The 14,786-nt window shown below is 65.9% G+C and carries 10 protein-coding genes; 6 read left to right on the top strand and 4 right to left on the bottom strand.

All coding sequences use genetic code 11. The annotated features are described in order from the left end of the window. Window positions 1-44: 44 nt before the first annotated feature. Window positions 45-332: a rubredoxin-like domain-containing protein gene (locus NDI65_RS14655; RefSeq protein ID WP_089777169.1), complete on the bottom strand. Its 288-nt coding sequence runs from the start codon at window positions 330-332 to the stop codon at window positions 45-47. A gap of 182 nt (window positions 333-514) precedes the next feature. Between NDI65_RS14655 and NDI65_RS14650 the strand changes: the two genes are divergently transcribed. Beyond that, window positions 515-1,771 (top strand): PQQ-binding-like beta-propeller repeat protein, encoded by a 1,257-nt coding sequence (locus NDI65_RS14650; protein ID WP_089777168.1) that lies wholly within the window; start codon window positions 515-517, stop codon window positions 1,769-1,771. Between the two features lie 59 nt (window positions 1,772-1,830). On the opposite strand, the gene NDI65_RS14645 is transcribed toward NDI65_RS14650, so the two are convergent. From NDI65_RS14645 to NDI65_RS14635, 3 genes are all read right to left on the bottom strand, one after another. After that, entirely contained in the window at window positions 1,831-6,921 is a 5,091-nt protein-coding gene (locus tag NDI65_RS14645) for a DNA polymerase II large subunit (RefSeq protein WP_310893785.1), read from the bottom strand. Between the two features lie 2 nt (window positions 6,922-6,923). Continuing rightward, complete coding sequence (locus NDI65_RS14640; protein WP_004968803.1) at window positions 6,924-7,343, bottom strand: PPC domain-containing DNA-binding protein; 420 nt, start codon at window positions 7,341-7,343, stop codon at window positions 6,924-6,926. Window positions 7,344-7,417: 74 nt separating this feature from the next. Beyond that, on the bottom strand, window positions 7,418-7,585 hold the full coding sequence (locus NDI65_RS14635; protein ID WP_167344094.1) for a hypothetical protein: 168 nt from the start codon (window positions 7,583-7,585) through the stop codon (window positions 7,418-7,420). 232 nt (window positions 7,586-7,817) lie between these two features. On the opposite strand from NDI65_RS14635, the gene NDI65_RS14630 reads away from it, so the two are divergent. The 5 genes from NDI65_RS14630 (at window position 7,818) to NDI65_RS14610 (ending at window position 14,785) form a co-directional block, all read left to right on the top strand. After that, window positions 7,818-9,671, top strand: coding sequence for an ABC transporter substrate-binding protein (locus NDI65_RS14630; RefSeq protein WP_089777164.1), 1,854 nt, complete (start codon window positions 7,818-7,820; stop codon window positions 9,669-9,671). Window positions 9,672-9,882: 211 nt separating this feature from the next. Further along, window positions 9,883-10,932 (top strand): ABC transporter permease, encoded by a 1,050-nt coding sequence (locus NDI65_RS14625; RefSeq protein ID WP_004968800.1) that lies wholly within the window; start codon window positions 9,883-9,885, stop codon window positions 10,930-10,932. A gap of 6 nt (window positions 10,933-10,938) precedes the next feature. After that, complete coding sequence (locus NDI65_RS14620; protein ID WP_007275833.1) at window positions 10,939-12,378, top strand: ABC transporter permease; 1,440 nt, start codon at window positions 10,939-10,941, stop codon at window positions 12,376-12,378. Next, the gene (locus tag NDI65_RS14615; protein WP_007275832.1) at window positions 12,375-13,454 is read left to right on the top strand and encodes an ABC transporter ATP-binding protein; all 1,080 of its coding nucleotides are present in this window, start codon (window positions 12,375-12,377) and stop codon (window positions 13,452-13,454) included. Before NDI65_RS14620 ends, NDI65_RS14615 begins: the two co-directional genes overlap by 4 nt. Continuing rightward, window positions 13,451-14,785, top strand: a complete 1,335-nt coding sequence (locus NDI65_RS14610; protein ID WP_089777163.1) for an ABC transporter ATP-binding protein — start codon at window positions 13,451-13,453, stop codon at window positions 14,783-14,785. Before NDI65_RS14615 ends, NDI65_RS14610 begins: the two co-directional genes overlap by 4 nt. The last annotated feature ends 1 nt before the right edge of the window (window position 14,786 follow it).

Raw genomic sequence — 14,786 nt, 5'->3', positions numbered from 1 at the left:
AATGGCGAGTTTCGCGGGCGCGGCGGTCGAATCGGTCCGAGACCTCAGTCCTCGGTCCAGTAGTAGAGTTTCTCCCGTTCGGCACCGCAGTTCGGACAGGTGTCGGGGAGTTCGTCGAGGTCGCCCATCTCGCCGCAGTCGCTACACCGCCACATCAACTCGGCCTCGCCGAACTCGCCGCCGGCGCGTTCGTGCTCGACGGACATCCCCGCGAGCCCCTCGCGGGTCGTGACGTAGAACCCGTCGTCGTCGAAGCCGCGGATGCTCCCGAGTTCGCTACCGTCCTCCGCGTACACCGTCATTCCCACCGTCGGCTCTGTCTCGTCAGCCATGTGCGACTAATCGTCGCGCGAGCGAATAAAAAGGAACGGCCGAATCGGCGTCGACGCCGACCAACCGTCCGTCGACGGGATGGAGCAACGACGCCCGTATATATAAATGATAAATCCGATACCGCGATATAGAATTTCGTGATGCGATAAAGCACTTACCGTCCCGTCATAGATTCGGCAGTATGTCCCGTCCTCGGAGCCGTCGCCGATACCTCCAACTGCTCGGAAGCGCGTCGCTCGGTGTCGCCGGCTGCCTCGGCCGCGACGGCGGGTCACCCAGTCCGACGACCGAGGCGACGACCACCGACGAACCGACCACGACGTACGGTCCGACGTCCGGGCCCGACGAGCGCGTGACGGCCACGCCGCCGGGCGACCCCTCGCTCTCGCCGTCGGGGGCGTGGCCGCAGTACCGCTTCGACGCGGGAAACACCGGCTACAACCCCGACGTCTCGGTTCCGGCCGACGCCGAGGAGTACTGGCGACTGAACGCCGGTGGCTCGCCCGTCCTCGACGGCGACCGTCTCTACAACCTCCACGGGCGCGGGCGCGACAGGCGAGCGCTCGTCCGACGCGACCCGGCGACCATGGCCGAGCGAGCGGCGACCCCGCTTGTCGGCTACGGCGTGAACTCGCCGCCCGTCGTCGCGGGCGACCGGGTCGTCGTCACGACCTTCATCGAGGCGTTCTGTCTCGCCGCCGACCGCGACGAAGTGCTGTGGCGCGGCCCCGAGATGGACGGTATCCACGGCCCGCCCGCGGTGGGCGACGGCGTCGCCGTCGTCTCGGGCGGCGGGTTCGACGGCGTCCCGACCCAGCTTCGGGCGTTCGAACTCGCCGACGGGAGCGAACGCTGGCGCTACGACCTCGAAAGCGACGCGAAGGGCGCGCCCGCCGTCGCCGACGGGGCGGTGTTCGTCGTCACCGGCGACGCCGTCCACGCCGTCGACCTCGCGACCGGCGAGCGGCGCTTCCGCGTCGAGGCGCGGACGAGCGAGTGGACGACGCCGGTCGCGACGACAGAGGCGGCGTACCTGACCACCCGCGACGACGAACTCCTTGCGCTCGCCCCGACCGACGGCACCGAACGATGGCGGTCGCCGGGAAGCGGCGCGCCGGTCGTCGCCGACGACGTGCTCCACGTCGCGGTCGACGGAGAGACCGCGACGCTGTCGCGCGACGACGGACGCGAGGCGGCGGCGCGCTTCTCCGGCGCTCCGCACGCGCGCGCACGAGAAACAATGGTTGTCTCCGGTGAACAGGGACGGCTAGCAGCGTACGACACCGGGGAAGAACGTCAATTGTGGGCACATCAGACCCCGGAAGTGCAGGTGGCGGACGTGATTTCACGGGGCGTCTCCGCCGCAGTCCCCGTCGACGGCGCGGTGTACGTCGTCGCCGCCGACGGCTTCCACGGGTTGGGACCTGCTCGGGACTGAGACGCCGAGCGACTACGCCGCTCGACTCGCAAAACCTGGAGGAAAAACCGACCGTAGACTCACATGAAGTCCGCGATGCCGGACTGTTTGTTTTTGTCGTTCTCGAAGACCGATTCGAGGCTCTTTTCGAGCACTTCGAGCCGCTGTTTCGTGTAGTCGCGGCAGTCGAACTCCTCCGCCACCTGAATCGCGGTGTCCATGTACTTGTTCACGGAGCCCTGGTGGACCGTGAGGTTCACCCGGCCGCCGCACTCCCGGCAATCGCCCGAAAGCGGCATCCGCCGGTACTTCTCGCCGCAGTCGAGACACCGCGTCTCCTGCCGCGAGAAGGCGCGGAGGTTCCCGATGAGGTCGGGGAGGAAGTGGTACTCGATGACGCGCTCGGCCACGTCAGTTTCGTCCACTGCGCGGAGTTTCCGCGCGAGGAACAGCTGGGCGTCCATCTTGTCCATCATCGACCCGAGGGTCTTGTACGCAGAGAGGTCCGGGCCGGCGGCGATATCCGTCGTGTCGTGGGTGTGGTCGAACCCCGTGTACTCGCGGTCGGTTCCGAGGTACTCCTCGGCGATGGTGACCTCGTCCTCCCAGTCGTCGGGGTCTTCCATCCGCAGCGTCGCCTCGTAGAACTCGCGGGGGTACTGCCGCACGATGTCCATGTTGTGCGCCTCGTCGTCGATTTCCGAGGGGTCGATGCGCGAGGACATGACGAGCGGCGCGTCCATCTGCCCGCCGCGCTTGTCGGGGAGATATTCTTTCGAGAAGTTGAGAAGACCGTCCATGAGGAGCATGACGCAGTCTTCGTCACCGTCGCACTGCGCGACGTGGAGGTCGTTGGCGACGAGAGAGTTGGTGTCTTCGACGGTCAACGAGTAGGTGTGGTCGACGTCACTTTCGAGGTATTCGACCGAGACGACTTCGTCGAGCCACGTATCCCCGCCGTCCGAGAAGAGGCGCTGGCCTCGGACGTCCGTGTCGTCGAGCGCGCTCGCCAGCGCCTCGCTCTTTCGGGGGAGGTGGAAACCGACTTCCTCGGCGAATCGAACCGCGTTCTCCGACGTGAGTTTGAGGACCCACGAGTCAAACGTCGGGACCTCGTCTTCGTCGTAGAACTCCGCCACCGCACCCGTCTGTGGCGTTCGGCGCTCGGAGTAGGTCTTCGAGGCGATGCCGAAGCGTTTGAGCGCGGCAACGAGGTCGCGTTTGAGGTCATCGCTCACGGTGTGCGCGCGAATCTCCACGCGGTCCGAAGACGCGCTTCCGTCGCCGGAGAAGTACGCCGACAGGAAGGACCGAAGAACCGGCTCGGGGCCGGTGAGTACCGAGTCCGGGACGCGTTTGTCCTCGGCACGCGACCCGCATCCGATAACGTCCGCAAACAGCGACTGGACGAGTCGACTCGAAACCGTGACCTTCCACTCGTTTTCCTCGAACGCGTCGACGCCGAGTGCTTCGCTAACGGTATCGAGGATGCGTTCGCGGGCGGGTTCGTCCGGGATACAGATTGTCGTCTGGTAGAAGTTTCCGGGCGATGCCCTCGTGAATCCTTCTGCGGCGTAGTACCCCAGTACAGTTCCGAATGATTCGTCGATATCGAGCACTCTCGAAACGGTCGCGGTGTCGCGACGGACACCGAGAGAAAGCTCACGCGGAAGCACGTCGACGACCGTTTCGACGTTTCCGAGGATCTCCACGAATACCGAGGCCGGAACGCTGTCGCGAGAGACCCAGTTGTAAACCGTCGAATCGCTCCGTCCGAGTCGCTCGGCGACCGGTTTCAGGTAGCCGCTCGCTTCGGTATGCTCGTCGAAGAGCGACCGGATTCGGTCCGGGCCGAGCCCCCGAATCATCAGGTCTTCGGCCGGTATCGACTCGCCGTGCAGGAACTCCGCGAGCAAGTCGAACTGGGCCGGGTCCGCGTCGATGTCGACGCGCTTGGGCGACGGAAGCGCGTCGCCTTCGGCGAGTTCGTGCGCGGGAATGCGCGTGAATCCGCCGTCGTCGGCTCGAATCACCGTATGGTCCGGGGTGACCGTTAGTTCTCTCCCGCCGCGGGTCTCGATGCGGACGAGGTGGTCCTGTGCGACGTGCTTGGAGACGGCTCCGACCGGTTTAATCGTCTCTCGACCATCTCTGGTCAGAGACGGAACGTACACGTCCCCGTCCAGTTCCTGAACGAGCGTCCCGAAATCGTCGGTCTCCGGGTCATCGAGCCGTTCCTCGACGAGCGTTCGAATCTCGTCGTATCGCCACCGGTCGGTCTCGTCTCGGTACCAGACCTTCGTCTCCGGGTGGAAGCAGTTCCGGCGTTTCGCGGCGTGAAAGTACGGATGCGCGTATCCAACCGCTGCTGTCGTGAATCCGATAACTCTGCCGACGACCGCGGCGGAGGTGTGAGGGGCCATCCCGAAGACGAGTTCGCCGATGAGGTCGTCGCGCTCTTCGATTTCGTAGAACCGGTCGAGGCCGTAGAACTGTTCGAGGAGGTCGTCGACGAAGTCGGCGGTCTGCATCATGTGCTGCGCCGCGCCGTTCGAGAGGACGATGTCCTGGACTTTGAGTTCGACCAGTTGGTCGTCGAACCGGAGGGGTTCGCCGTCGATGTCGGTCTCGTAGCCGAGTTCGCGGAAGTGGTCGGCCGTCACGTCGAGTTCCTCGGGGCGGACCGCGGTGACCGGCAGGTCGGTCATGTCGTAGCGGACGGTGCCGTCTTTGAACGACGACACGTCGTGTTTCGCGCGCAGGACGCCCTTCTCGATGGGTTCGGGCGTCTTGTTCGCGGAGGTGAGCCCCTTCACGCCCTTGAGAATCTGGAACGACGACTCGCGCTCGCCGACGCGTTCGAGAGCGTTTCGGTACTCGGTGTTGAGGTCGATGTCCTGCCACTCGGCGCTCTCGACGTCCCAGTCGCAGCGCTCGCAGTAGACGCGGCCGGACTCGTCGGGTTCGAGGACGGTCCCGCAGTCGTCGCACTCGTAGTGGGGTTCGGTGTGGCCGCCGCAGTCGGGGCACTTCGACTTGAAGCCGAACGCGCCGCAGTCGGGGCACTTGCGCCGGCCGAGGCGGACCGAAATCTGGCCGCGCTTGCCGGACTCGCCGCGGTGTCTGGCGGCGTCGCCTACGTCGCGTTGGCTCCCGCCGGCCTCGCCGATGGGAAACAGCGTGTGGACCGCAGGAGAGAGGTCGCGGCGCTCGGACTTCTCCGGGCGGCCCATGCGGTTGCCGATGCGGGTCGGCGCGCGCTCGCGGACGGCGAAGGGCGCGACCTCGTTGACGGCCTCGACGGCGTTGTCGCCGCCGTCCCACGTGCGGGCGCGCTCGGAGAGGTCGGCGAGTTCCCACGTCCGCTCGCGGTCGTCGGTGAGGCCGAGGCTCCGGGCGAGCGGTCGCCAGACGGGGACGCGAAGCGTCTCGTCGGTCTGTCGGTGGGCGACGAGCAGGTGTTCGAGCGCCTCCCGAATCTCGGGCGTGTTGTCGAGGACGAGCGTGCCCTCCAGTCCGCGCTCGGGTTCGTTTTCGTGTTCGAGCGCGGCGGCCGTGCCCCCGTCGGCTTCGGCGGCGACGACCTCGCCGGCCGCGACGGCGTCGGCGAGCGCGTCGAACCGGTCAACCGAGATGTCGTGCCAGAGGTAGGTGTAGGTGGGATGGAGCGGGGCATCGAACTCCGTCGCCCACGAGAGGGCCCGCTCGACCGACGGCGCTTCGAGGTCGACGGCGGGGTCGTCGCGGAGCGCCTGCACGTTGGCCTCGGTCGCCTCGAAGTCCTGAATCCACCACTCGTAGACGTAGGAGGCCGGCGCGAGCGGGTGGTTGTTCTCGACGAACTCGCCGAAGTTGACGAGGTACTCGCCGAGATCGAGAATCTTCTCGACGCCGTTCTGTAGCTCCTCGGCCTCCTCGGGGTCGTCGATGCGGCGCACGTCGCCGTTGGCGAGTCTGACCGTCGGCCCCTCGATGGAGTCGACGGGGACGACGCCGCCGGCCTTGCCGGGGCGCTCGGTCTTGATCTGCGTGCCGGTGGCGATGAAGTCGTCGACGATGTGCATCGTCGCGGGGTGGACGCCCGCGGTCGCGAAGCCGTGGTTGCGGGCGCGGCCGTACCGCAGGCGGAAGCCGCCGGGCGCGGAGGGGTGGCCGAACACCGGGCGGCCCGCGATGAGGTCGCGGAGGAACTTGGTCGCGGGTTCGACGCGAGTCGGCCCGTCGGGGGCCTCGCTCTCGGCGTCGTCGGCGTCCGGGTCGGCGTCCGCCTCGTCGCCCTCGGCTTCGCCCTCTCCCGCGTCGTCGGCTTTCGCGGCCTTCCCGTCGTCCTTGCCGATGGTGCCGTCGATGAGGTCTTGGAGCCACGGCCAGTCGACCTCGTCGAGTTGGCGGGTGTAGCGCTGAATCTTCGGGGCCTTGAGGGCGATGCCCTCGGCCATGACGAGACACATGCCGCCGCGGGCGGAGTTGGTGTCGACGCGTTCGAGGTCGCGGTAGCCCGAGACCTCCTCGTCGCCCGTGGCCTCGCCGTCGAGCATGATGGGCATGTTCTCGGCGATGAAGCGCGACTCCTTGTCCTTCGGCGAGTACTGGAGGCCGGTCTCCTTGTCGTAGAGGTTTATCTCCTCGACGTAGCGCTCGACCTCGTCGGTTCGGGCCTTGTACTCGTCGATGTCGAGAAGCGAGCGGGCGTAGTCGGCGACGAGCACGGACAGCGCCTGCGCGGTGCCGCCCGCCGAGCGAATCGGACCGGCGTAGTAGACGTTGACGAACTCCGTGCCGTCGTCGTTTTCGAGGATTTCGACGCGGTCGATGCCCTCGATGGGCGCGGCGACGACCCCCTCGGTGAGGAGGGCGACGGCGGTGCGGACCGCGCCCTCGACTTTGCCCTCGCGGGAGTCGTAGTCGCCGACGTTGCCGTCGACGAAGTCGGTCACGAGTTCGAGCGCGGCCTCCTCGCGGGACATCTCGCCTTCGAGTTCGCGGACGCGCTCTGCGACGCCGTCGATGCCGAGGATGTTCTCGACGCGGTCGGCCATGTCCTTGGCGACCGGAATCTCGACTTCGGTCTTCGGGTCGTACCCCGTCGCCTTCGCGGCCTCCGCGAGGTCGAACGCCTCGTCGAGGCGGGCTTCGATGCGACGGAAGTACCGGGAGTCCTCCTCGCGCACGGTTACAGCCAGAGGTCGAGGTCGGTCACCGCGTCGTGGTCGCGTTCGAGCGGTTCCTCGAAGGCGCGGAGGTTCAGTTCGCCCGCGAAGACGGTCGCCGAGTCGAGGTGACCCGCGAGCGCCTGTCCGCTGCGTCGGGAGAGAATCGCGTGCGTGTGTGCGAAGGGCTCGCCGTCGAGGAGCGCGACGTTACCCACGCAGGCGGCGACTTCGAGCGGCTCGTCGAACGTCACGGACTGGTACTCCTGGTCCGTCTGGTCGTAGAACCAGAGTTCGGCGTCCTGGACGGCGCCCATGGCGTTGAACCACGCGGACTCGATGCCCTTGCGCGCGCAGAACTCCTCGATCTCCTCGCGCCAGTCCGCACCGTGTTCGAGGCGGGCGAGGTACTCCTCGCTCACCGTCACCGCTCGAGCGTTCATGTAGCGTACCACGAGCGAGTCGGACTAAAATGTGAATGGTCTGCTCGCCGGGGAGGCGAGCGGGGCCGGAGCGGTTATCGCCACTCGTCGAGCGCGAGCGCGTCGGCTACGTCAGAAGCGAGCCACGCGTCGTCGCGGGAGATATCCGCGATAATAAGACGCTGGCCCGTCTGAGAGCGATCCACCGAGGCCATGACCTCGGCGTCCAAGTCGTCGACGGAAGCCGTCGCATCCGGCGTCATGTATGATACATAGTGACACCCCTATATAAGTGGACCGAAACGACGGGGCGAGACGGACCGGGACGGCCGGCTCAGCCCCAAAACTGAGGGTGAAACCTCAAACGAGTTCTATAGGGATTCTCGTGGCAGTTTTCGCCGCTTGGGTATGGAACTACATCCCTTCCACGCTACACTATATCAAACAAATCGAATACGGTAAGTTTATCCACGCGCCCCGAAAATTTTGGTCTGAATGCCAGACACTAACAAACTCTCGCGTCGCCGCTTTCTGAAGGCAACGGGTGGAGCCGCCACGGCCGCCGCCCTCGCCGGTTGTACCGGCGGTGACGGTGAAGAGACGACGACCGAATCCGGTGGCGAGGGAACCACCACCGCGACGACCCAAGAGGACACGGGCACGGAGCTGTCCGGTTCGGTGTTCAACCGCATCCTCTCGGGGACCATCACGACGATGGACCCCGTCGCCGCGACTGACACGTCGTCGGGCATCCTCATCCAGCAGGTCTTCGACTGCTTGATGTCCTACCAGAACGCCCTCCCGACGGTCGAAAACGAACTCGCCGCGGACTACACGGTCTCCGACGACTTCACGACCTACACGTTCGAGCTCGCCGACGCCACCTACCACAACGGCGAGCAGGTCACCGCCTCCGACTTCATCTACTCGTGGGAGCGCCTCGCGGCCTCCGAGAACAGCCGCCGCGCCTACTTCATCCTCGACTCCGTCGGCGTCGAACACGAGACGGAGACCGTCACGCAGGACGGCGAGGAGACCGAGGTGTACAAACCCGGTTCGCTCGGCCTCGAAGTCGGCGAGACGGAGACCGAACTCGTCGTCAACCTCTCGGAGCCGTTCCACGACACCCTTGAGATGTTCGCCTACACCTCCTTCGCCGCCCTCCCCGAGGGCGTCCTCGGCGACATCGAGGGCCACGACGGCCAGATGGAGTACACCGAGTTCGCGTCGAACAACCCCATCGGCGCGGGTCCGTTCGAGTTCGCCTTCTGGGAACAGGGCACCGCCGCGGCCGTCTCCAAGTACGACGACTACTACGGGCAGGCCGCGCAGGTCGACAACGTCCGCTGGCAGGTCATCGAGGACGACACGGCCCGCTACAACTACGCGATGAACGAGAACGCGGACTACTTCACGCTGCCCACCGCGCAGTACGACCCCGGACTGGCCCAGGTGGAGTCGACCGACGAGTACGGCCGCGAAATCGGGACGTACGGCCCGGTCCGCAACGGGAAGACGCTCAACTACGTCGGCGTCCCGACGCTGTCGATTTACTACGTCGGCTTCAACATGAACAAGGTCCCGAAGGCGGTCCGTCAGGCGTTCGCCTACGTCCTGAACCAAGACCAGATGGTCTCGGAAGTGTTCAAGGGCCGCGGCTCCGCGGCGGAACTCTTTACGCCCCCGACCATCTTCCCCGGCGGCGCGCAGGCCGCGAGCGACCTCGTCAGCTCCGACTACCCGTACAGCGCGGGCGAGACGGACATCGAGGCCGCCCGACAGGTCATGGAGGAGGCCGGCTACGGCCCGGACAACCAGTTCGAGGTCCAGTGGACCCAGTACAACTCCAACGCGTGGGAGGAGATGGCGAGCATCCTCCGCGACCAGCTCGCGTCCGCCCACGTCAACATGCAGATTCAGAAGGCCGACTTCTCGACGCTCCTCGAACGCGGCCGCAACGGCCAGCTCGAAGCGTACACCCTCGGCTGGATCGCCGACTGGCCGGCCCCGGACAACTTCCTGCAGCTCATGAACCCGCCGCAGACGGACACGTCCAAGCAGGGTCCGATTTCGTACGTCAACTGGACGAGCGAGAACGGCGACGCGGCCCAACAGGCGACCGACGCCTACCAGCAGGTCGTCAACAACCCGGCTCCGACCGACGAGGCCCAGCAGGTCCGCGACGAGGCCTACGTCAACATCGAGCTGGCCAACTGGGAGGACGTTGCGATGCTGCCCATCTACAACCAGAAAGAGGAGGCGTTCTGGTACGACACCGTCGAAATCGAGCCGTTCGGTGGGATGGGTCCGAGCCGTCAGAAGCTCAACAACGTCACCCTCAACCGATAACGCCGGGGAACACGGGCACGCCCTCGCGTCCCGTCCGAATCGAACTCCCGGATATTTTTGACAAGCGTATAGTTAGTCGCTACTATGTGGCATAATCTGGCGTTAGAGTTGCTGAAACAGCAGTATTGGGACTTCGAAGCGCAAGACATAACCATACCACTCAGTAAACCCTTACAATAATGTCCGCTCGAACGGTCTGCGAGGTGATGCCATGAGTCGATGGCAGTACTTCCTCCGCAGGGTACTGATGTCGATTCCTGTCGTCATCTTCGGGACGACGATTACGTTTGCCCTCATCCGCCTGGGGCCGCTCGACCCCGTGTCGGCGATTCTGGGGACGCAATACAACCCGCAGGCGGCAGAACAGATTCGAACGAACCTCGGATTGAACCAGCCGCTCTGGAGTCAGTACCTCGACTTCATGTACGAGCTGTTCACCTTCCAACTCGGCCAGTCGTGGGTCATCGCGCCCGGGACGACCGCGTACGAACTCATCGAGATCTACGCGCCCCGGACGATTTGGCTCGGCTTCTGGTCGGTGCTCATCGCGCTGTTCGTCGGGATTCCGCTCGGCTTCTACGCCGGATTGAACCCGAACACGCCGTCCGACTACGTCGCCTCCTTCGGCGGAATCGTCTGGCGCGCGATGCCGAACTTCTGGCTGGCAATCATGCTCGTCACGGCCCTCTCACAGCTCGGGACGTGGACGAACGGCCTGTTCACGTGGCAGACGTGGATCGTCAGGACGAACGTCGTCACGCCGCCGGCGCTGGGCTTCTTCCAATCGCCGGTCGAGCAGTTCCTCGCCGACCCCGGCGGGTGGACCGAGTCGTTCATCCGGGCGACGAAGCAGATCGCCCCGGCGGCGCTGGTCCTCGGGTCGGCGTCGATGGGTAACGAGATGCGTATCGGCCGCACCGCCGTCCTCGAAACCATCAACTCGAACTACGTCGAGACCGCCCGCGCGAAGGGTGTCTCCGGGCGCTCGCTCGTCTGGAAGCACATCTTCCGGAACGCGCTCATCCCGCTCGTGCCCATCATCACGGGCGAGGCGTTCCTGCTTCTCGGCGGGTCGGTGTTCGTCGAGACGGTCTTCGCCATCAACGGCCTCGGGTGGCTGTTCTTCAACGCCGCCATCAACGGGGACCTGCCGCTCATCGGGACGCTGATGTTCATCTTCATCCTCATCCTGGTCGGCACGAACATCCTGCAGGACTTCCTGTACACGATTATCGACCCGCGCGTCGGGTACGACGGGTGAATCACAGTGAGCACGACAACCGAAACCGAGATTCCGCTCCGACAACGAGTCGCTGAGAACCCCCAGCCAGCGCTGATTTGGGCCGCCGTCGGTGCCGTCCTCATCGGCGTCGAGCTGGGCGCTATCCTCCAAGTCGTCGGCGCCGTCGCCGGCGTGGTCGTCAACCTCCTCCCCGGTGACCCCGGCGCGTCCGCCGTCCAGTCGTTGCAGGCGGCGTTCAACGCGGTTCCGACGCTCGTCTCCCGCGACGTGATTCCGAACCAGGGCTACTGGAACGGAACGGGCTACGAGAACACCTTCCTCGGGCTCTCGCCCGCGGTCGCGTGGTTCATCCGGGTCGCGTTCGTCTACGCGTACGCCTTCGCAGTGCTGGCGTGGGCGTGGAACGGCTACACCCGATTCCGCCGCCACTACCGCCGCGTCGACTGGACGCCGCGGGACGACGTGGTCAACCGCTTCCGGGGTCACTCCTGGGGCAAGTTCGGGCTCGTTATCGTCATCACGTTTGTGGTCATGGCGGTATTCGCGCCCGCGCTCGGGCCGACCACGATGGAGCGGAACATCCTCCAGCCGTACGACTACGAGGTCACCTACTGGAGCGAAGACACCCAGAGCACCGAGACGGTCCTCGTCGGCGAGGCCAACCTCGGCTCGGGGTCGCAGGGCGCGGGTGACGAGAACGTCGCGCCGCTGACGTACGACGACTACGGGCGGTTCCATCCGTTCGGCACGGCGACGAACGGGAAGGACCTGTTCACACAGGTGGTGTTCGGGGCCAGGATATCCCTGACCATCGCCGTCGTCGCCATGGGCATCGCCGGGCTCATCGGACTCGGCTTGGCCATGATAACGGCGTACTACAAGGGGCTGGCGGACTTGGCGACGGTGTTAGTCTCCGACTCGGTACAGGCGTTGCCGGTCATCATGGTCCTCATCTTGATGCTCGTCATCTTCCAGAACACCTGGGTCAGGGAGTTGTACGACGGCGCGGTGCTCATCATCCTCATCTTCAGCGTCGTCTACTGGCCGTTCATCTGGCGGTCGATACGTGGCCCGGCGCTCCAGGTGTCCGAGGAGGACTGGATCGACGCCGCGAAGTCGTTCGGACAGACGCCGACGCAGGTCATGCGCAAGCACATGGCCCCCTACGTGTTCAGCTACATGCTCATCTACGCCTCGCTCAGTCTCGGTGGAATCATCATTAGCGTCGCCGGGCTCTCGTATCTCGGGCTCGGCATCACCGCGCCGACCCCCGAGTGGGGGCGGCTCATCGCCAACGGACAGCAGTACGTCGCGAGCCCCTCGTGGCACATCTCGCTGGTTCCCGGCCTCCTCATCACGCTCGTCGTGACCGGGCTGAACGCCTTCGGCGACGGCATCCGCGACGCCATCGACCCGCAGGCGGACACCGGTGACGAGGCCGCCGCCACGGGAGGTGGCGCATGAGCACCGAACAGGCGCGTTCGACCCGCACCGGGGGCGAGCCCCTGCTCTCCGTCGAGAACCTCCGGACGTCGTTCTACACCGACAAGGAGGTCATCCGAGCGGTCGACGGCATCTCGTTCGACATTTTCCGCGGCGAGACCGTGGGCATCGTCGGCGAGTCCGGCTCCGGCAAGTCCGTCACGGCCCGCTCTATCATGCGACTGGTCGAGAACCCCGGCCGCATCGAGAACGGCCGCATCATGTACGACGGCGAGGACCTCCTCGACAAGTCGCCGAAGCAGATGCGCTCCATCCGCGGCGGCAGTATCGCCATGGTGTTTCAGGACCCGCTGACGAGCCTGAACCCCGTTTACACCGTCGGCAACCAGATCAAGGAGGCGCTTCGCCTCCACCGCGGGCTGAGCGGGTCGAAGGCAACGAAGGAGGCAATCGAACTGCTCGAAGCGGTCGGGATTCCGGACGCCCACCGTCGCGTCCGCGAGTACCCCCACCAGTTCTCCGGCGGGATGCGCCAGCGCGCCGTCATCGCGATGGCGCTCGCGTGCGACCCCGAACTGCTCATCTGCGACGAGCCGACGACCGCGCTCGACGTGACCATCCAGGCGCAGATTCTGGAGCTCCTCGAAGAGCTTCAAGAAGAGCGCGACCTCGGCATCATGTTCATCACCCACGACATGGGCGTCATCGCCGAAATCGCCGACCGCGTCAACGTGATGTACGCGGGCGAAATCGTCGAGAGCGCCCCCGTCGTCGAACTGTTCGAATCGCCGAAACACCCCTACACGCAGGGGCTTCTCAACTCCATCCCCGGACAGGGACTCGACGAGAACGAGCGCCTCGCGACCATCGAGGGCGACGTGCCGACGCCGAACGAGGACCCGACGTACTGCCGGTTCGCCCCCCGGTGTCCGAAGGCGTTCGCCGAGTGCGACACGGTCCACCCCGAACCCGTCGACGTCGGCGACGGCGCGGGCGACCACCGCGCGTCGTGTCTGCTGTACCCCGAAGACCTCCCCACGGAGGAGGCGGTCGCCGTCCACCGGGAGGGCGGACAGCGCGGAGGTGACACGCGATGAGTACCACACCCACTGAAGAAGAGCGACCCACGACGGCGCGCGGAGAGACCATTCTCGAAGTCAACGACCTCAAGACCTACTACGAGGACGGCGGCCTCCTCGGGAGCAATCCCGTGAAGGCGGTCGACGGCGTCTCGTTCGACATCCAGCGCGGCGAGACGCTCGGGCTCGTCGGCGAGTCCGGCTGTGGGAAGTCCACGCTCGGCCGCACGCTGATGCGCCTCGAAGAGGCCACCGCGGGCGAGGTCAAACTCAACGGCACGGACATCACCACGCTGTCCGGCTCCGACCTCAAGCAGTTCCGCAAGGACGTGCAGATGGTGTTCCAGGACCCCGATTCGAGCCTCAACGAGCGGATGACCGTCGGCGAAATCGTCCGCGAGCCGCTCGACGTCCACGACTGGAAGACGCCGTCCGAACGCCGCGAGCGCGTCCGCGAACTGCTCGAAACCGTCGGCCTGCAGGAACAGCACTACTACCGCTACCCCCACCAGTTCTCCGGCGGCCAGCGCCAGCGCATCGGCATCGCCCGCGCGCTCGCGCTCGAACCGGAGTTCATCATCCTCGACGAGCCGGTGTCGGCGCTCGACGTGTCCGTGCAGGCGAAGATTCTCAACCTGCTCGAAGACCTGCAAAACGAGTTCGGGCTGACGTACCTGTTTATCGCCCACGACCTCGCGGTCGTCCGCCACATCTGCGACCGCGTCGCCGTGATGTACCTCGGCAACATGATGGAAATCGGCCCGGCCGACGAGCTGTTCGACGAGCCGGCGAACCCGTACACCCACGCGCTGTTGTCGTCGATTCCGGAGCCTGACCCGACGGTCGAGCGCGACCGCATCACCCTTCGCGGGACGCCGCCGAGCCCGCGGGACCCGCCGGCGGGCTGTCCGTTCTCGACGCGCTGTCCGGTGAAGATTCGCCCGGCGGCGTACAGGGACATGGACCCCGACGTCTGGGAGCGCATCGAGGTCTTCCGCGAGGTGCTTCGGGAGCGCTCGCGCGCCGACCCGTCGCTCGGCGACCGCGTTCGAGAACTGCTCGGCCGCGAGAGCCACCGCGCCGGCATGGACGAAATCATCCCCGAACTGTTCGGCGACCTCGACGTGCCGTCGGACGTGATGACCCACGTCCGCGAGGCCGCCGACTACGCCGAAAACGACGACGAAGACGCCGCGCGGACCTACCTCCGCGAGGAGTTCGGAAGCGTCTGTGACCACGAGCGGCCCGAACAGCTCGCGGTCGGCGACCGGGGGCGACTGAGCCTCTGTCACCGCCACGACGCCGAGTACGAGGAGCCGGCGACCGTCTTCGAGACGCTCGTCCGATAGC

It is taken from the genome of Haloferax sp. S2CR25, from assembly GCF_031624535.1.
GTDB lineage: Archaea > Halobacteriota > Halobacteria > Halobacteriales > Haloferacaceae > Haloferax > Haloferax massiliensis.
The sequence above is the reverse complement of the archived record's forward strand: the minus strand, read 5'-3'. Positions and strand labels throughout refer to the sequence as shown.